At 71.9% G+C, this 18,086-nt stretch carries 16 protein-coding genes and 1 pseudogene; 11 read left to right on the top strand and 6 right to left on the bottom strand.

Annotated features, from left to right (window positions below):
• Window positions 1-176: 176 nt before the first annotated feature.
• Together QHG49_RS12160 and lon are read left to right on the top strand one after the other, a co-directional pair.
• Window positions 177-932 carry a rhomboid-like protein gene (locus QHG49_RS12160; RefSeq protein WP_301489422.1) on the top strand — a complete coding sequence of 252 codons (756 nt, stop codon included), beginning with the start codon at window positions 177-179 and terminating at the stop codon, window positions 930-932.
• A gap of 82 nt (window positions 933-1,014) precedes the next feature.
• Window positions 1,015-3,435 carry an endopeptidase La gene (gene lon, locus QHG49_RS12155; RefSeq protein WP_159704906.1) on the top strand — a complete coding sequence of 807 codons (2,421 nt, stop codon included), beginning with the start codon at window positions 1,015-1,017 and terminating at the stop codon, window positions 3,433-3,435.
• A 135-nt stretch (window positions 3,436-3,570) separates the two neighbouring features.
• Here lon and QHG49_RS12150 read toward each other — a convergent pair whose 3' ends face one another.
• Entirely contained in the window at window positions 3,571-4,395 is an 825-nt protein-coding gene (locus tag QHG49_RS12150; RefSeq protein WP_159704909.1) for a lysozyme, read from the bottom strand.
• A gap of 259 nt (window positions 4,396-4,654) precedes the next feature.
• Between QHG49_RS12150 and QHG49_RS12145 the strand changes: the two genes are divergently transcribed.
• Entirely contained in the window at window positions 4,655-5,146 is a 492-nt protein-coding gene (locus QHG49_RS12145) for a MarR family winged helix-turn-helix transcriptional regulator (RefSeq protein ID WP_145487253.1), read from the top strand.
• 19 nt (window positions 5,147-5,165) lie between these two features.
• On the opposite strand, the gene QHG49_RS12140 is transcribed toward QHG49_RS12145, so the two are convergent.
• Window positions 5,166-5,954 carry a protein phosphatase 2C domain-containing protein gene (locus QHG49_RS12140; protein ID WP_301489420.1) on the bottom strand — a complete coding sequence of 263 codons (789 nt, stop codon included), beginning with the start codon at window positions 5,952-5,954 and terminating at the stop codon, window positions 5,166-5,168.
• Between the two features lie 384 nt (window positions 5,955-6,338).
• Between QHG49_RS12140 and QHG49_RS12135 the strand changes: the two genes are divergently transcribed.
• The 6 genes and pseudogenes from QHG49_RS12135 (at window position 6,339) to QHG49_RS12110 (ending at window position 13,491) form a co-directional block, all read left to right on the top strand.
• A complete protein-coding gene (locus tag QHG49_RS12135) occupies window positions 6,339-9,326 on the top strand; it encodes a nitrate- and nitrite sensing domain-containing protein (RefSeq protein ID WP_370530455.1) in 2,988 nt (995 codons plus the stop codon).
• Window positions 9,323-9,814: a roadblock/LC7 domain-containing protein gene (locus tag QHG49_RS12130; protein ID WP_159704915.1), complete on the top strand. Its 492-nt coding sequence runs from the start codon at window positions 9,323-9,325 to the stop codon at window positions 9,812-9,814. Before QHG49_RS12135 ends, QHG49_RS12130 begins: the two co-directional genes overlap by 4 nt.
• Window positions 9,811-10,224 carry a DUF742 domain-containing protein gene (locus QHG49_RS12125; protein WP_037660266.1) on the top strand — a complete coding sequence of 138 codons (414 nt, stop codon included), beginning with the start codon at window positions 9,811-9,813 and terminating at the stop codon, window positions 10,222-10,224. Before QHG49_RS12130 ends, QHG49_RS12125 begins: the two co-directional genes overlap by 4 nt.
• Window positions 10,205-10,864 (top strand): ATP/GTP-binding protein, encoded by a 660-nt coding sequence (locus QHG49_RS12120; RefSeq protein WP_145487256.1) that lies wholly within the window; start codon window positions 10,205-10,207, stop codon window positions 10,862-10,864. Before QHG49_RS12125 ends, QHG49_RS12120 begins: the two co-directional genes overlap by 20 nt.
• A gap of 23 nt (window positions 10,865-10,887) precedes the next feature.
• A complete protein-coding gene (locus QHG49_RS12115; RefSeq protein WP_301489414.1) occupies window positions 10,888-12,141 on the top strand; it encodes a styrene monooxygenase/indole monooxygenase family protein in 1,254 nt (417 codons plus the stop codon).
• Between the two features lie 288 nt (window positions 12,142-12,429).
• Window positions 12,430-13,491 (top strand): annotated as a pseudogene (locus tag QHG49_RS12110) (IS5 family transposase).
• Window positions 13,492-13,662: 171 nt separating this feature from the next.
• Here QHG49_RS12110 and QHG49_RS34100 read toward each other — a convergent pair.
• The 4 genes from QHG49_RS34100 to QHG49_RS12090 all read right to left on the bottom strand — a co-directional run bounded on the left by QHG49_RS34100 (window position 13,663) and on the right by QHG49_RS12090 (window position 16,680).
• Window positions 13,663-14,499 (bottom strand): transposase, encoded by an 837-nt coding sequence (locus QHG49_RS34100; RefSeq protein WP_370530454.1) that lies wholly within the window; start codon window positions 14,497-14,499, stop codon window positions 13,663-13,665.
• An 88-nt stretch (window positions 14,500-14,587) separates the two neighbouring features.
• Window positions 14,588-15,610 (bottom strand): C40 family peptidase, encoded by a 1,023-nt coding sequence (locus tag QHG49_RS12100; RefSeq protein WP_145487258.1) that lies wholly within the window; start codon window positions 15,608-15,610, stop codon window positions 14,588-14,590.
• 115 nt (window positions 15,611-15,725) lie between these two features.
• Window positions 15,726-16,034, bottom strand: coding sequence for a hypothetical protein (locus tag QHG49_RS12095; protein WP_236576459.1), 309 nt, complete (start codon window positions 16,032-16,034; stop codon window positions 15,726-15,728).
• Window positions 16,021-16,680 carry a TetR/AcrR family transcriptional regulator gene (locus QHG49_RS12090; RefSeq protein WP_145487259.1) on the bottom strand — a complete coding sequence of 220 codons (660 nt, stop codon included), beginning with the start codon at window positions 16,678-16,680 and terminating at the stop codon, window positions 16,021-16,023. Before QHG49_RS12090 ends, QHG49_RS12095 begins: the two co-directional genes overlap by 14 nt.
• Window positions 16,681-16,799: 119 nt before the next feature.
• Between QHG49_RS12090 and QHG49_RS12085 the strand changes: the two genes are divergently transcribed.
• Together QHG49_RS12085 and QHG49_RS12080 are read left to right on the top strand one after the other, a co-directional pair.
• Entirely contained in the window at window positions 16,800-17,369 is a 570-nt protein-coding gene (locus QHG49_RS12085) for a HutD family protein (protein ID WP_301489409.1), read from the top strand.
• Between the two features lie 112 nt (window positions 17,370-17,481).
• Entirely contained in the window at window positions 17,482-18,060 is a 579-nt protein-coding gene (locus QHG49_RS12080) for a hypothetical protein (RefSeq protein ID WP_301489408.1), read from the top strand.
• The last annotated feature ends 26 nt before the right edge of the window (window positions 18,061-18,086 follow it).

The raw sequence follows: 18,086 nt of genomic DNA, 5'->3' as shown, positions 1-18,086 counted from the left end.
TCCTGCTTGAACAGGGCTTTGCTTTCACGGCGATTACGGATGTCCGGCCGGGGGCGTGGGTGACGGACGTGGCCGAAACTTATGAGGTTGCCGTGAAATCGCTCTCCTGGGGCTCCGGACGTGGACAGCGGCCTCCCCCAGCGCGGAGGGTGTGGGGGAACGGAAGGAGCGCCACCGTGGAACGGATCGCGCCGAAGACCGTGGGCGCGGACCTGCTGGACGGTGTGCCTCGCCAGCGGACCGTGCTGCCCGCGCCGCCGCCCGCCCGCCGCCTCGCGGTGCCGCGGGCGCGCCCACGGCTGCCGCTGCCGACGCCCGCCGGGACGCCGTTCACCTTCGGCTACGCGGCCCTCCTGGCCGTCACCTCCCTGATCGCGGCCCAGGCGCCCCCCTCCCTGGTGTACGCCCTCTACCAGGGCTCCAGCACGGACGTGGCCCATCTGGTGCGCTCGCCCGCGGTGGTGCTGCTGGCCAGCGCGCTGTGGATCGCGGGCGGGCTGCTCTCGCCGTACGCGCTGGCGTTCGTCCTGGTGCTCACCGCGCTGGAGCGCCGGATAGGGGGTGCGCGGGCCGCCTGCGTCTTCCTCGCGGGCCATGTGCTGGCGACCCTGGCGACGGAGGTCCCGGTGGGCCTCGCGGTCCTCGCCGGCGATCTCCCGGGGACCTCACTGCACCGCCTGGACTACGGCATCAGCTTCGGCGTCGCCGCGAGCACCGGCGCCCTGGCCGGCCTGCTGCGCCCCTGGCTGCGCTGGCCCCTGATCGCCGGTACGGCCTACCTCCTGCTGACCGACCTGCTCGCCTATACGGACCCCATGACGAACTGGGGCCATCTGATCGCGCTGACGATCGGCGTCTCGACCTGGCCCGTCGTGCGCCGCTGGGCGGCCGTCGAAACCCCCGCCCACCTGCACCGACAAGGTGATCGCTGACAGCGAACGCCTCGTCGGGAACATTCCCCCCGCGACAGACATTGAGTCGGCATAACTCAAGTTGACTGCCGAAGGGGAGATCATGGCTGCTGAGTCACCGGCGTTCACGCTCGTCCTGCCCGTGCTGCCGCTCGACGACGAGGTCGTGCTGCCCGGCATGGTGGTCCCGCTGGACCTGAGCGACGCCGAGGTCCGCGCCGCGGTGGAGGCCGCACAGGCCGCCGCGCGCTCGGAACCCGGCAAGCCCAGGGTGCTGCTGGTGCCCCGCGTCGACGGCACGTACGCCAGGACCGGTGTGCTGGGCACGGTCGAGCAGGTGGGCCGGCTGGCCGACGGCGACCCCGGCGCGCTGATCCGCGGCCGCAGTCGCGTGCGCATCGGCGCCGGCACCACCGGACCGGGCGCCGCCCTGTGGGTCGAGGGCGCCGAGGTGGACGAGTCCGTGCCCGAGCCGCTGCCCGGCCAGGTCGCCGAACTCGTCAAGGAGTACAAGGCACTCGCCACCAGCTGGCTGCGCAAGCGCGGCGCCTGGCAGGTCGTGGACCGCGTCCAGGCCATCGACGGCGTCTCCGCGCTCGCCGACAACTCCGGCTACTCGCCCTTCCTCACCACCGAGCAGAAGGTCGAACTCCTGGAGACCGCCGACCCGGTGGCCCGCCTCAAGCTCGCCACGCAGCAGCTGCGCGACCACCTCGCCGAGCAGGACGTGGCCGAGACCATCGCCAAGGACGTCCAGGAGGGCGTCGACAAGCAGCAGCGCGAGTTCCTGCTGCGCCGTCAGCTGGAGGCCGTCCGCAAGGAGCTGCGCGAGCTGAACGGCGACCAGGAGGGCGAGGAGTCCGACGACTACCGCTCCCGGGTGGAGGCCGCCGACCTGCCGGAGACGGTCCGCGAGGCCGCGCTCAAGGAGGTCGACAAGCTGGAGCGGTCCTCCGACCAGTCGCCCGAGGGCAGCTGGATCCGCACCTGGCTGGACACCGTCCTCGAACTGCCGTGGAACGAGCGCACCGAGGAGGCGTACGACATCCGGGGCGCCAAGGCCGTCCTCGACGCGGAACACGCGGGCCTGGAGGACGTCAAGGAGCGCATCACCGAGTACCTGGCGGTGCGCAAGCGGCGCGGCGACCGCGGCCTCGGCGTGATCGGCGGGCGGCGCGGGGGCGCGGTGCTCGCGCTCGTGGGGCCGCCGGGAGTCGGAAAGACCAGTCTGGGTGAATCTGTCGCCCACGCCATGGGCCGCAAGTTCGTCCGCGTCGCCCTCGGCGGCGTCCGCGACGAGGCCGAGATCCGCGGTCACCGCCGTACGTACGTCGGCGCGCTGCCCGGCCGGATCGTGCGCGCGATCAAGGAGGCCGGGTCCATGAACCCGGTGGTGCTCCTGGACGAGATCGACAAGGTGGGCTCGGACTTCCGGGGCGACCCGGCCGCCGCCCTCCTGGAGGTGCTCGACCCGGCGCAGAACCACACCTTCCGCGACCACTACCTGGAGGTCGAACTCGACCTCTCCGACGTCGTCTTCCTGGCCACCGCCAACGTCCTGGAGGCGATCCCGGAGGCGCTCGCCGACCGCATGGAGATCGTCCGCCTGGACGGCTACACCGAGGACGAGAAGGTCGTCATCGCCCGGGACCACCTGCTGCCGCGCCAGCTGGAGCGGGCCGGGCTCGACACCGGCGAGGTCACGCTGGCGGAGAGCGCGCTGCGCAGGCTCGCGGGCGAGTACACGCGCGAGGCGGGCGTGCGCAATCTGGAGCGCTCGATCGCGCGGCTGCTGCGCAAGGTCGCGGCCCAGGCCGAACTGGGCGAGCGGGAGCTGCCGTGCACGGTCACGGACGGCGACCTGCGCGCCCTGATCGGGCGGCCGCACCATGTGCCCGAGTCGGCGCAGGACCCGGCCGAGCGCCGTACGGCCGTGCCCGGGGTGGCGACCGGGCTCGCGGTCACCGGCGCGGGCGGCGACGTGCTCTTCGTCGAGGCGTCCCTCGCCGACCCGGAGACCGGCGCGGCGGGCCTGACCCTCACCGGTCAGCTGGGCGACGTGATGAAGGAGTCGGCGCGCATCGCGCTGAGCTTCCTGCGCAGCCACGGCGCCGAACTGGAGCTGCCGGTGACCGATCTGAAGGACCGGGGTGTGCACATCCACTTCCCGGCGGGCGCGGTCCCCAAGGACGGCCCGAGCGCGGGTGTCACCCTGACCACCGCGCTGGCCTCGCTGCTCTCCGGCCGCCAGGTGCGCACGGACGTGGCGATGACCGGTGAGGTCTCGCTGACCGGCCGGGTGCTGCCGATCGGCGGGGTGAAGCAGAAGCTGCTCGCCGCACAGCGCGCCGGGGTGACCACGGTGATCATCCCCAAGCGCAACGAGGCCGACCTGGACGACGTCCCGGCCGAGGTGCTGGACAAGCTCGACGTCCACACCGTGACCGACGTCCGCCAGGTCCTGGAACTGGCGCTCGTGCCCGCGGCCGACGGGGCGGCGCCGGAGGTCCCCCTGGCGGCGTGACGGACGCCGTGGGGAAAGGCAGGGCCCGGGTTCCCGCGAGGGAGGCCCGGGTCCTCGCCGTGCGCGCGCCCGGCTCGCCGAGCCGGGCGCGGCGGGCGCCGGCCGGGGGCGTCCCGGTGGCCGCCGCCCCGGCCGTCAGCCGTTGGCGAGCGCCTGGACGCGGTCGAGCGCGCCGTTGAACTTGTCGTGGTCGCCGACGGTCGCGCCGGAGGAGGTGTACTGCCACATCGTGTAGTACGACCAGCCGGCCGGGAGCGTCCCCGGGGTGGTGTCGTAGCGGGCGATCCACAGCGGGTTGCTGCCCGCGAAGCCGGCGTAGCCGCCGGTGCACTCGGTCCACCAGCTGGTGGCGGTGTAGAGCACGGCGTCACGGCCGGTGAGGGACCTGTACGTGGTCAGGAAGTCCGCGATCCAGCTGACCATCTGGCTCGCCGTCTTGCCGTAGCAGTCGGCACCGTAGGGGTTCCACTCGATGTCGAGCACGCCCGGCAGGGTCTTGCCGTCCTTGGACCAGCCGCCGCCGTGCGCGACGAAGTAGCTCGCCTGGGTGGCGCCGCCGGTGGTGTCCGGGGTGGCGAAGTGGTACGAGCCGCGGATCATGCCCACGTTGTACGAGCCGTTGTACTGCTGGGCGAAGGAGGGGTTCGTGTAGTACGTGCCCTCCGTCGCCTTCGTGTAGGCCCAGCGGACACCGCTGCCGTACAGGGTCGACCAGGCCACGCTGCCCTGGTAGTTGGAGACGTCCACACCCTCGGTCTGGGCGGCGTCCCCGCTGGTGGGCGTGGAGTGGCTGCCGTCGTGGGCGGCGACGGTCTCCCCCATGTAGGCGGTGCCGCGGGTGGGCGTGGCCGCCGCCTGGGCGGTGGTGAGGGGGAGTGCGCAGGCCGCCGCCGCGAGCAGGGCCGTGACCAGGACGGCGAGGGGGCGCGGGCGGAGCGAGCGGGGTCTGGGCGCGGGCATGACGTGCCTCCGGGGAGGGTGGGGAGGGTGGGGAGGGTGGGGTGAAAGTGGGGGGAACATGGCAGTGACCGCGGAAGTGGCGCACTGTCGTGGCCATGTCATTGAATGCCTGACGAAAAAGCTACGCACGTAGACAGCGGCGTGGGAAGGGGGTCCGGCCGCCGCCGTTGGTCTACGCCTGCGAAATACTTACGGAGCTGCGGCTATGACGGCGTTCGGCAGAAACTTTCAGGACCGCGAAACCGATCAGGGGTGTGACGTGCACGAGGACGGAAACGGCGCAGAAGCACGCGTCGCCGAGCAGGTGACGCCCAGTGGTGCAGACCAGGAATTCCTGGCACTCGAACGCGAGTTGACCGTACTGCTGCGACGCGCCCGCGCCAACCAGGGCGAGATGGCCCGGGAGGTCCACCCCGACCTGGAGACCTCCGCCTACGGGCTGCTGATCCGGCTGAACGAGCAGGGCGGCCGGCGGGCCACCGAACTCGCCGGCTACTTCGGCGTCGGCAAGGCCACCATGTCCCGCCAGCTGCGCGCCCTGGAGGAGCTGGGCCTGATCACCCGCGAGCCCGACCCCGCCGACGGCCGCGCCTGGCTCGTCACCCTCACCGAGGAGGGCCACCGCCGGGTCGGCCGGGTCCGCGAGGCCCGCCGCGCCCGGTACGTCAGCCAGCTCGCCCACTGGGACCGCCGCGAGGTGGCCGAGCTGGCCCGGCTGCTGCACCAGCTGAACGGCGTCATGGAGAAGTGACCCGCGGCTGGAAGGGGCGCTACAGCTCGACGTACACCACCGTCGCGTCGTCGTGCGTCTTGCTCCGCCCCAGGAACGCCCGCTCCCTCGCGTCCGCCGACTCCAGCTCCCGTACCCGGTCGACGAGCGAGCGGGCGCCCTCCTTGGCGAGGACGTCGAACAGCCCCGTCCAGTCGCCCTGGCGGAACGTCTCCGTCCAGCGGGTCGCGCCGTCGGTCAGGGCGGCCAGCGCGGCGACCTCGGCGCGCGGCACGGTGCCGGTCACCGCGCGGGCGGCGACGGACGGGTCCGCGGCGGCCGTGAAGAAGCCGCCCTCCTTGTTGCGCAGGTGCGCGTCCACCAGGGCGTCGGTGGCCAGCGCCGAGCGGGGCAGCCGGGCCAGCCGGTCGTCCAGGACCGCGGTGACCTCCCCGTCGGGCGAGCGCAGCAGCAGCGCCGAGTCGGACAGGACCAGGTACTCGACCGCCTCGGCGGACCAGCGCACGACCACCACGGTTGCCTGCGGAGTGCGCGGGTGAGAAAGGTCACAGGTGTCCGCGTGCGCCCGCGCGGTGCGCTCGATCGCCCGCGAAAGGAGGTCGGCCGGCGTCAGATCCAGGCCGGAAACGGTCAGTTCGGTCAGCGCCCCGCCGAGCCGGGTGGTGAACCAGGGGACGGAATGCAGACAGCCGGTCTCCCCGGCGGGCGGTGTCACCCCGTCCAGCAAGATCACGCAACCGCCCTGTCCGGAGGCGGGTAGTCCGACATCGGCGAAGTCCTCGTTGGGTCGGGTCGCGTCGCCGGGTTCCGAAACGAGATCAGTGCGCATCCGGCCAGTCTGCACGACCCCTTCACGGCGCCTGCCAAAGGCCGGCAATCGCCGTCGGATTGACATGCTCGCGCAGGCCAGGCGCCTGGTTTGGGCGGGAATGGGGCACCCCGAAAAAGCGCGGTGGCGAATATTGCCAAACCCTGTCGCGCGCGTCCAACCGGCCCGCCGCGGGACGGCCCGGCACACGCCAGAGGAACTTGCCCGCCAACTCCCCTCCGATGTTCACTCCTTCGGGTGGCGGGTCAGGTGATGCGCGACCACTGCCCACCGGCGCTGGGAGGGTCGGGAACCGTACGAACCGGGTGCACGCACCACTTGGCACCGAGCTGACGGGGCGCCACCCGGGCCCTTGGGTAGACGAGTTCAGGAATGCGAGCACCGGTGCAGATGAAGCGGCCTCGGCGCACAGGCAGGCAGACGGCCCCCGAGAAGGCCGTCCCCGAGGCTCCCGTGGGCACCGGGCGGCCCACGCATGTGCGCACCCGGCTGATCGTCGCCGTCGCGGTCGTGGCCGCCGCGGTCGCGGGCGCCGGAGCCCCCTCCCTCCTCACCGCGTCCTCGGACGTGAGCGACTCCCAGGACCTGGTGACGCTGGCCTCCCGCACCCAGGACGCGCTCGCCCTCGCCGGCTCCCTGGCCGACGAGCGCGACGAGGTCACCTCCTACATCGCGGCCGGCCGCCCCGAGTCCAAGGCGCCCTCCGAGGACCGCGGCACCCGCGTCGACCGCCAGGTGGCGGACCTGCGCGCCGACAGCGGCACCCCGGCGGGCCTGCGCGGCGACCTCGACCACATCGCCACCGTCCGGCGCGCCGCCCTCACCGGCAGGAGCACGGCGCTCGAAGCCCACCAGGCGTACTCGGCGACGATCACCGAACTGCACCGGCTCGCCGAGCAGCTGGCCGAGCGGATGCCCCCGCGGGCCGGCTCCGGCGCCTACGCGCTCGCCGAACTGGACACCGCGGTCCAGCAGTCCGCCGCCGCCCGCGGCCTGCTGCTCGCCGCGCTCAACGTCCCGGCGACCGACCGGACGGTGTTCAACCCCGTCACCGGGCTGCCCACCACCACCTCCGTGCCCAGCGCGGCCGGCCGCAAGCAGCGCGACGCGCTCACCGCCGCCGCCCAGCAGGCCCGGCTGCGCTCCGACGCGGCCCTCGCCGACTTCCGCGAGAACGCGCCCAAGTCGGCCGTCGACGCGTACGACTCCACGGTCAACGGCGCCGACGTCAACTCGGCCGAGAAGTACCTGGACACCTTCACCGCCCAGCCGGCCTTCCCCGACAGCGCCTCGACGCCCAGTGCCGCCAAGCTGGACGCGGCCCTGTCCGGGCGCCTCGACCTGATGCGCGGCGCGGAGTCCGCCCTCTACGAGCACCGCACCCAGGACCTGGAGAAGCTGCGGGACGACGACGTCACCGCGCTGGAGATCCGCGTCGCCGTCCTCGGCGTCCTGCTGCTGGTCGCGGTCGGCATCGCCACCGCCATGGCCCGCACCCTCACCCGGCCCCTGTCGGTGCTGCGCCGCGGCACGGCCCGGCTCGCCGAGCCCGGCGACCCGGCCGGCCGCGAACCCATCGCCTTCACCGGCCGCAACGACGAGTTCGCGCAGGCCGTCCGCTCCGTCAACGCCCTGCACGCGCACGCCGCCGCCCTGCACGAGCGGGTCACCACCCTGGAGACCGACCGCAAGCACCTGGTCGGGCAGCGGCAGAAGATGGCCGACGCCCGCGAGGAGCTGCGCGCCGAACTCGCCGAGGCGGCGGCCGAACTGGACCGGGTGCGCGCCGGCATCGGCGGCACCTTCGTCAACCTGGCGCTGCGCACCCTCGGGCTGGTCGAGCGCCAGCTCGCCGTCATCGAGGGCCTGGAGGACCGCGAGCAGGACCCCGAGCGCCTCGCCACCCTCTTCAAGCTGGACCACTTCGCCACCGTGATGCGCCGGCACAGCGAGAACCTGCTGGTCCTCGCCGGCACCGAGCATGTGCAGCAGCACCACGGACCGGTGCCGCTGGTCGACGTGGTGCGCGCCGCGGTCAGCGAGATCGAGCGGTACGAGCGGGTGCGCATCGCCTCGCTGCCGCCGCACGCGCATGTCGCGGGCTTCGCCGCGGACGACCTCTCGCACCTGCTGGCCGAACTGATGGAGAACGCCACCACGTTCTCCCCGCCGGACGTGCCGGTCGAGGTGTCCGGCTGGCTGCTGGAGTCCGGCGAGGTCATGCTCTCCGTGCACGACGAGGGCATCGGCATGGCGGAGGACCGCCTCACCCGGCTCAACGCGCGCCTCGCCGAGTTCGATCCCGAGGCGGGGTACGAGCGGGAGGGCGAGGACGGACTCGGGCTCGGCCTGTACGTCGTGGCCCGCCTCGCCCACCGGCACGGCGTGCGGGTGCAGCTGCGCGAGCAGAAGCAGGGCGGGGTCGCCGCGGTCGTGGTGCTGCCGGCCACCCTGCTGTCCGAGGCCCCCGCCATCGCCGTACCCCCGCAGGCCGCCACCTCCACCACCGGCACCTTCACCCTGCCGGGCGCCGTCGCCGAGGCCAACTCCCATGTCCTGCCGACGCGTCCGAAGGAGGACGCAGAGCAGCAGGACCCGCTGGTGGCACTGGCGGAGAGGGCGGTCAGGGACGCCGGCGTTGAGCCGGAGCCCGAGCAGGACGACGTCCCGGACGCGACCACGTCCGAGGAGGCGGCGCCCGAAGCCGCCGAGGAGACGACGCACGAGCAGGCGGGGCCCGGCCCGGAGGCGGCCGAGACCCGTCCCAAGGCCCCGGTGGAGACCTTCGCCGAGACGACGATGGAGCTGCTGCTCCCGCTCACGGACGAGGCAGCGGACAAGGCTCCCGAGAGCGCGCCGGACAACGCCCGGGGCGAGGCTCCCGAGAGCGCGCCGGACAACGCCCGGGGCGAGGCTCCCGAGAGCGCGCCGGACAACGCACGGGGCGAGGCCCCCGAGAGCGCGCCGGACAACGCACGGGGCGAGGCCCCCGAGAGCGCGCCGGAGAACCCACGGGACAAGGCTCCCGAGAACGCGCCGGACAACGCACCGGACGAGGCACCCGGCGACCAGCCGGTTCCTCCCGCCGATGCCGAACCCGTCAGCCACGCGCGGCCCATGACCGGGGCCGCCGACGACGGCGGGGCCGAGGAGCGGGTCACCAGCAAGGGGCTGCCCAAGCGCACCCCCAGGATCACCGCACCCGCACCCCCGCCCCGCCAGCGCAGCACCAGCGTCGATGCCGAGGCCCTGCGCCGCAGGCTCGGTGGCTTCCGCCGAGGAGCACAGGCCGGCTACCGCGACGTAGAGGCAGAGATCGAAGACCATTCCGGAGAAGCCACGGGGGGCCCTGTCGAGGAGGCAAGCAGTTGACCGCTCCCAGTACCTTCGGGCTGAGCAGTGAGGCCCGCAATCTGCACTGGCTGCTGACCAACCTGGTCGAGGAGGTCCCCGGCATCCAGTCCGTCGCCGTGGTCTCCTCGGACGGTCTGCTGCTGCTGTCGTCCGACCCGGGCCACACAGAGCGGTCCCGCCAGGCCCGCCCGGGCAAGGGCCCCCGCGGTTCCTCCGCCGACCTCGCCACCATCGTCTCCGGCATCGGCAGCCTCACCGTCGGCGCCGCCAAGCTGATGACGTTCGGCGGGGTCAAGCACACCATGGTCGCGATGGAGGAGGGCAGCCTGTTCGTGATGTCCATCAGCGACGGCTCGCTGCTCGGCGTGCACGGCTCCGCCGCGTGCGACATGAGCGTGGTGGCCTACCACATGGCGCTGTTCGTCGGCCGCGCCGGGCATGTCCTCACCCCTGAACTCCGCAGCGAGCTGCGCAAGTCCCTGGAGTCGGCGGGGAGCGCCCGATGAGCGGCACACCGAAGCTCCCGGTGCGCGGCGGCGAGCGCAAACCCGCCCGCGTGCGCCCCTACTCGCTCACCGGCGGCCGCACCCGCTTCGGGCACGTCCTCCTCGTGGAGACCTTCGTGGCCAGCACCGCGGCCATCGAGGCGCCAGAGGAGCGCAGGGAACTGACGAAGGGATCGCTCGCCGGTGTCATGCCGGAGATGCGGGCCATCGTCGAGCTGTGCCGCCGTATGCGCACGGTGGCCGAGATCGCCGCGCTGCTGAAGATGCCGCTCGGCGTGGTCCGCGTGCTCCTCAGCGACCTCGCGGACCAGGGAAAGATCCGTGTGTACGGCACCGGAACCGGTCACGGCACCGGCCGCCCGGACCGCGCTCTGCTGGAAAGGGTGCTGAGTGGACTTCGCCGTCTCTGACGCCACCGCCTCCTCGGGAGGCGCCGCCCCCCTCGTCGCCGGCTTCACCGAGCCCGACGAGGATCTGAAGGCCTGGCAGACGGACCGGACGCGGGCCCCCGTCGCGACGAAGATCGTGGTGGCGGGCGGCTTCGGCGTCGGCAAGACCACCCTGGTCACGGCCGTCTCGGAGATCACGCCCTTGCAGACCGAGGCGCTGATGACCCAGGCGAGCGAGGGCACCGACGACCTGTCCGGCACCCCGGACAAGGTCACCACCACCGTGGCCATGGACTTCGGCCGCATCACGCTCGACGACGACCTGGTGCTCTACCTGTTCGGCACGCCGGGTCAGCAGCGGTTCTGGTTCATGTGGGACGACCTGGTGCGCGGCGCGATCGGCGCCGTCGTGCTGGCCGACACCCGCCGCCTCAAGGACTGCTTCCCCGCCCTGGACTACTTCGAGAGCTGCGGACTGCCGTACGTCGTCGCGGTCAACCACTTCGACGGCAGCGAGTGGTTCGACATCGAGGACGTACGGGAGGCGCTGACGATACCCGCGCACATCCCTGTCATGATCATGGATGCGCGCCGGCGGATTTCGGCCATCGAGACCCTTCTGGCCCTGGTCGGTCACGCGCTGGACGAAACCCCCGAGTAGTCCTGTAAGGAGCCACCACCCGCATGCGGAAGATACTCGTCGTCGGAGCCGGCCAGTCCGGCCTCCAGATCGCCCTCGGCCTGCAGTCGCACGGCTACGAGGTCACCCTGATGTCGAACCGGACCGCGGACGAGATCCGGTCCGGCCGCGTCATGTCGACGCAGTGCATGTTCCACACCGCGCTCCAGCACGAGCGCGACCTCCAGCTGAACTTCTGGGAGTCCCAGGCCCCGAAGATCCAGGGCCTTGGCGTCTCGGTCGCCGCCCCCGGCTCGCACGACCCCGGCCCCACCCAGCGCGCGATCGACTGGGTCGGCAAGCTGGACGGCTACGCCCAGTCCGTCGACCAGCGGGTGAAGATGGCCGGCTGGATGGAGACCTTCGCCCAGCGCGGGGGTCAACTGGTCATCCACGGCGCGGCGGTGGGCGACCTCGACTACTTCTCGCGCACCTACGACCTGGTGCTGGTCGCCGCCGGCAAGGGCGAGCTGGTGTCCATGTTCGGCCGGGACGCCGCGCGCTCCCCGTACCGCGAGCCGCAGCGCGCGCTCGCGGTGGCGTACGTGCACGGGCTCGGACCGCGCCCGGAGCACCCGGAGTTCGACGCGGTGCGCTGCAACCTGGTGCCGGGCGTCGGCGAGCTGTTCGTCATGCCGACGTACACCGTCTCGGGGCGCGCCGACATCCTGTTCTGGGAGGGCATACCGGGCGGCCCGCTCGATGTCTTCAACGGCGTCAAGGACCCGGCCGAGCATCTCTCCCTGACCCTGGAACTCATGGAGAGGTTCACGCCCTGGGAGTACGCGCGGGCGACGAAGGTCGAACTCACGGACGCCGGTGGCACGTTGGCCGGACGGTACGCGCCGACCGTGCGCAACCCGATCGGCCGGCTGCCCTCGGGCGGCCTGGTGCTCGGCGTCGCCGACGTGGTCGTCGCCAACGACCCGATCACCGGCCAGGGCTCCAACTCCGCTTCCAAGTGCGCGGCTTCCTACCTCGCGTCGATCCTGGAGCGCGGGGAGCAGCCGTTCGACGAGGAGTGGATGCGGGGCACGTTCGAGCGGTACTGGCAGACGGCGCGGCACGTCACCAAGTGGACGAACGCGATGCTGGCGCCGCCGCCGGAGCATGTCCTGAACCTCATCGGCGCGGCGGGGCAGCTGCAGCCGGTGGCGGACCGGTTCGCCAACGGCTTCAACGACCCGGCCGACTTCGAGAACTTCTTCTTCGAGCCGGAGAAGGCGAACGCCTACCTTGCGTCGATCTCCGGGGCCTGATGGGGCGCTGACCTGCGCCCCTGCTGTCGTCCTCTGTTGTTGCCGGTCGACGTCGGCTGGCCTCGGACGGCCCGCAGACGGCCTCGGCCGGCACCGGGGCCGTCTCGTCGGCGCACGGCGGGACGCTCATCCCGTGCGTGAGGTGTCTCCCGTTGAAAGAGGCTTCACGACCCCAGTCGAGAGCGCGAGTCTGTGGCCATGGAGCTGGAAGAACTGCTGCGTGCCATGGACCGTACAGCGGCCAATCTAAGACGTCATCTCATTTGGCTGGGTGAGCTGTCGGTTGCGGTGAGGATCGTTGAGCGGCTGGTGCCGGACGAGTTGTGGGAGCTGTTTCAGCGAGTGGTGCCGGAGGCGCCGTCGCGGCCTCAGGGCGGCGGCCGGCGTCGGCACGGCGACCGGGAAGTGCTGGCTGCGATCGTTTTCGTGGCGACCTCGGGCTGCACGTGGCAGCAGCTGCCGTCCGCGTCGTTCGGCCCCTCGGGGGCGACTGCCCACCGGCGGTTCACCGAATGGGTCGAAAACCCGGGTGTAGGCGAAGCTCCATCGCCTGGTCCTGGACGAGTGCGGCTCCCGCGGCGAGCTGGACCGGTCCCGCTGCGCGATTGACCCGGTGAACATGCGGGCCCTGAAAAAAGGGGAGCTGACAGGCCCGAATCCTGTCGATCGGGGCAAGTACGGTTCGAAGATCCACCTGATCACCGAGCGGACCGGGTCTGCCGTCTGCCCCTGTCCGTGGGGATCTCGGGCGCCAACCTCCACGACAGCCAGGCGCTGATCCCGCTGGTGAAGGGGATACCGCCGATCCGCTCCCGACGCGTACCCCGCAGGCGCAGACCGGCCAAGCTTCACGCCGACAAGGGATACGGCCACGACCACCTGCGGCAATGGTCACGCGGCCAAGGCATCCGGCATCGCATCGCCCGCAAAGGTATCGAGTCCTCGGCGCGGCTGGGCCGCCACCGCTGGACCATCGAACGCACGATGTCCTGGCCCGCCGGATGCCGCAGACCGCACCGCCATACCAAGGAGACCTGGGCCGCGCTACGGTCGTGCGCCCATCGAGCTCCGGGCTCCTGGGCCAACGAAGCAGTCCAAGGGATCCGGGTTCTCGCCGAGCGGGTCGGCATCGACCTGACCTGTCACGGTGAGCACACCGACTACGGCAATCGACGCACCTTCTCCACACGCCCCACACTCCGGGTTCGTGCACATCACGGTCCCGTGGACGCCGATCACCTGTTGGCCGCGCTTCGGGTGTGGCGCCGCTTGTTGCAGCAGCGGTGCTGCAGCCAGACCCAGCTGAGGTTGAGGGGCGCACGAGCGAAGTCGGCGAATCGGCCGAGGTGATCGCCTGCATGGAGGCTGTCACCTCCGCAGGAATCGCCCCATCATGAATCGCACGGCCGAAGCTGTGGAGCACGCCGACAGGAAGGGGCGGTGTCGTGCTCCCGATGCACAAGGGAGGCACGACACCGACCGTCGGGTGAACCATCAGCGAGTCGCCATGAACGGCGACCGTCACTCTGGCAGCGTCAGCCTGTCGGCGCACTCCATACCGGCAGCATTTACTGCAGCCGAACAGAACTCCTCCGGTGGACAGTAGGAGTGCTCCAGCACGTAGTGCACGATGAGATTCGGAGCCGCGTACACGACTTCGGAGTCGCCGCCGAAATGTATTTCGGCAGAGCCGAGAAGGATCTCCTCCTCGCCATTTGCACCGCCTTTGACGTGCGGCATGAAAGCGTCGCAGAACTCACAGAAGTGCAGTCCTCGCATCTGATTGACCCGTGTTGCGCAGAGCGCCTTCAGCGCGTCGACCACACATTCCGCAACCACGCCTCTTGTGTAGGGTTCGTCGGCCGACAGCCAACCTACATTGAGGGCGGGCCGCTCGGGTGACCCGTAGGTGTACGGAGTCAGGTCCGCGTAGTACGTCACGCTCTTCCTTTCGATCAGCGTGGATCGCAGTGCTCGCGGCAAGATGGCGATGTGCACTGAGCCCATACCGGGCTTCAGTATCTCGCTGAGTCGGGTGGGCTTGCTCACTGTGATCGACCGCTCCATCATTCGCAGGTCGTCGATGTCGTCATCGGCGTCCGCCACTGCCAGGACAGAGGCGAGGACCATCTCCCACGTGCCGTCGGCGGCCCACCTGATCAGTCGTTTGTGGGCGGTCTGGAACGGGCCGAACTCGTCGGGGAGGTCCCGCCAGGGCGAATCGGTGCGGTACGTCCACGCGATCGCCTTCAGCGTTCCGCGGTGGTCGGCCCACCGCCGCCCACGGACCGGACCGGCCGGCATCAACGGCTCGATCCGGCCCCACATCGCATCACTGATCACTAACCGGATGAACACATCCGATCAACTGACTTATTGATCAAAGGGATACGCTCTAGCCGCCGTGGGGGCGCGGGCGCGGTTTCCCCGTGCCCCCGGCGGGGCGCTAATCCGGGCGTACGGCGCCCAGTACCGGGTTCGATGCCATCGGGGAGATCTTGATCCGGGAGCCGGGTCTCGGGGCCTGGACGACCTTGCCGTGGCCCGCGTAGATGGCCACGTGGGTCGCCTCGGGGAAGTAGATCACCAGGTCGCCGGGGCGCAGTTGGCGCAGTGGGATGTGGCGCAGGTGCCGCCACTGTTCCTGGCTGGTGCGGGGGATCGGGGTGCCCGCGTGCTGCCAGGCCTGGGAGGTCAGGCCGGAGCAGTCGTAGGAGGAGGGGCCCTGCGCGCCCCAGACGTAGGGCTTGCCGACCTGCTTCAGGGCGAAGCGGACGGCGCGTTCGCCCTGGCGGGAGGCCGGGTGGTGGTCGGAGAGCGATCCGGCGAGGGCCCGCTGGGCCGCGGTGACGCCCTGCTGTTCGAGGCGGTCGACGGCGGCCAGCTGGTCCGGGTCGAGGGAGGCCAGCAGGCGTTCCACGTCGGCGAGTCTCGCCTGGACGGTGTCACGCTGCTTCTTCTGCTGTCCGGCCAGGGCCCGCTGGGTGTCCAGGGCCTTGCGGGCGGTGCGGGCGACGGCGTCCGAGTGCCGCTCGGCGCCGGTCAACCGGTCGACCGCATGGGCGCGTTGGCGGGCCAGTTCGGCGAGGACGTGGCTCTCGTCCAGCATGCGCTGCGGATCCGGGGCGAGCAGCAGGCTGACGTAGGGGCCGAGGCCGCCGGAGGCGCCCTGGTACTGCTGGCGGGCCAGCCGGCCGGCGTCGGCGCGGCCGGCCTCCAGGGCGCGCCGGGCGCGGCCCAGCTCCTTGTCGAGGCGGGCCACCTCGGACTTCTGCCGCCCCAGCCGGTCGGCGGTGGCGTCATAGGTCTCGGTGGCCTGCTCGGTCTGCCGGTACAGCTTCTGCAGGTCCGTCAGCAGCTGGGAGACGGAGCGCTGCGGCTCGGGCGCGGCGGCGGCGGGCACGGGCGCGAGGACGGCCTGGGCCGCCACCGTGGCCGTACAGGCCAGGCGCACAAGCTTTCCTGACACGTCATCACCTCGGGTGCGGAAGGGGTGGGCGCATTGCCGAGCCCTATCCGAACGCGATAATCAGACGTATACCTGCGGGGCGCGCGCCGCGTGTGCGCGGTTCGGCGCAACCCTGTCACTCCTGCGTGTCACCCGGCTTGCCGGACGGCCTCGACCAGGGCCGGCGCAGCCGGCCGCCGGAGGTGTCGTCGGGGTCGTACACGTACTTCCAGCCCTGGATCAGGCCGAGCCGCTTGCTGTGGCCGCGCGGCACGCGCCGGTAGACGTACACCGTGGGCGGCCCGTCGTCCGGGGCGGGGACGGGGATGCGGTACGTCTTCGGGGGATGTCCGGTCGGCCCGAGCAGGACGGGCAGCACGCGTCCGTCCATGGGGCCGTCCTCGAACGGGATGTCCTGGCTCTTCACGGTCTCAGTCTCGGCCATCCGTCGCGAGGGTGCCCACGAGGGCGGCCGTCTGCTCGTCGCGGGCCGCGGTGACCGAGAGCGCGGCGACGAACTGGTCCACCAGCCAGTCGCGCAGTTCGCCGGCGGGCGGCTGCTTGTCCTCGTCCAGCCAGATCAGGGAGGCCGCCTCGACGGCCGTGATCCACATCCGGATGGTCATCCGCAGCCGGGGCCCGGGATCGGTGGCGCCGAGATGGCTGAGAATGTGCTCGGCGGCGGCCCGCCGCACCCCGTCCACGATGGCCGTGGTGCGGGAGGTCTCCGCCACGCTGCCGCCCCGCAGCAGCGCCGCGAAGCCGGTGTCGTGCTCGTCCACGAAGGCCAGATAGCGGGTGAGGGCGCGGGTCAGCCGGGCCAGCGGGGAGCCGGTGCGGGGCTCGTCGAAGCACTGCCGCAGCTCGTCCGCGGCCGAGCCCAGCGCGGCCTCGTACAGCTGCTGCTTGCCACCGGGGAAGTACCGGTACACCAGCGGCCGCGACACCCCCGCCGCCTCCGCCACGTCGTCCAGCGACACGTCCTCGGGGGCCCGGTGCGCGAACAGCGTCAGCGCCGCGTCGAGCAGCTGGCGCCGGCGCTCCTCGACACTGAGCCGGCGATACGCGGGGGTGGCGGTCTCGGGGGTCATGCCACGCAGCGTAACTCGCGTGCCGCGGGGAGCGCGGGGTGCCGGTCGGCCTACCGCGCTCGACAGCGGGGGCGGTCCGCGGATACACACGGGGGACATCGGACGAGAAGGAGTACGGGATGACGGTGCGGGTGCTGAGGGCCGGGGAGCGTCCGGCGGTGCCGTGGAAGAACGGGGGCGGGCTGACCCGTGAGATCGCCGCGGCCCCCGAGGGGGCGGACATGGCGGACTTCGCCTGGCGCGTCAGCCTCGCCGACGTGGACCGGGGCGGCCCGTTCTCCCGCTTCGAGGGGGTCGACCGGGTCATCACCCTGGTCGACGGCCCCGGCATGGTGCTGACCGTCGACGGGACCGCGCACCCCGTGGCCGAACCGTATGTCCCCTTCGCCTTCCCCGGGGACGCGGACACCGACTGCCGGCTGCTCGGCGGCCCGCTCGTCGACTTCAACGTGATGACCCGGCGCGGCCGGGCCGGTGCGCGGGTGGAGATCGTACGGGGGCGGGTGGCACTGCCCGCAGCGCCCGAGCTGCTCGTCGTCGTACTGGCGGGATCCGCCGGCCTCGAAGCGGCGGGCACGGCCCTCGGCCACCTGGACGCGGCCCTGTGCACCGGTGCCCGTGACGAGGCCCTGGAGGTCGACGGGGTCGCCGCGCTCGTCGCCTTCACCGGTGCGGCCGCGGTGGGCTAGGGGCCCGCGCGTTGTTACCAAGTGCGGACAGAACCGGGTGAACTGCGGTGGCGGAACGTCCATCTGACGGCGTGTAGGGAACGACAGCCGACGCCCAAGGGGGACTTCGATCATGACCGCTCGCAGTGTTCGCCGTACCGCTCGCCTCACCGGCCTGGTGGCCGTCGCCGCGGCCGCCGCGTTCTCGTCGGCCGCCGTCTCCGCCCAGGCCGCCACGTCCGTCTCGGTCACCGGCGTGCACGGCACCGCCGTGTCGGCCGCCGTGGCCGAGAAGCCGGCCCCGCAGCGCACCCAGAAGCTGCCGGACGGCAGCACCGCCGAGATCTACGAGCTCGGTGAGCAGAGCTACCGCCTCAAGATCGTCAACCGCGGCTCGGTCCTGGCCACCCTGGACACCGACGGGCACGACGCCGGGCTCGACGCCAACGACATGTTCGTCGTGCTCACGCTGGGCGGCGAGGTGCACGCCTGGATGGGCGGCGGCCACCAGGGTCCGGGCACCTTCAAGGTCGCGGGCGGCTGGACCGTCAAGGTGACGAAGTTCGGCGAGCTGCGCTACCGCGCGCAGATCATCGGCCACGACGGTGTGGCCGCCACCATCGAGACGAAGGACCAGCACGACGTCGGCCTCGACGCCAACGGCGTGTACATCGTGCTCAGCAACGGCGGTGTGCTCAGCGCCCACGAGTAGGGGGAGCGGCCGTCGCGGCGAAGTCC

Source organism: Streptomyces sp. WP-1, from assembly GCF_030450125.1.
GTDB classification, from domain to species: domain Bacteria; phylum Actinomycetota; class Actinomycetes; order Streptomycetales; family Streptomycetaceae; genus Streptomyces; species Streptomyces incarnatus.
This window is presented reverse-complemented; position numbering and strand designations above follow the sequence as displayed.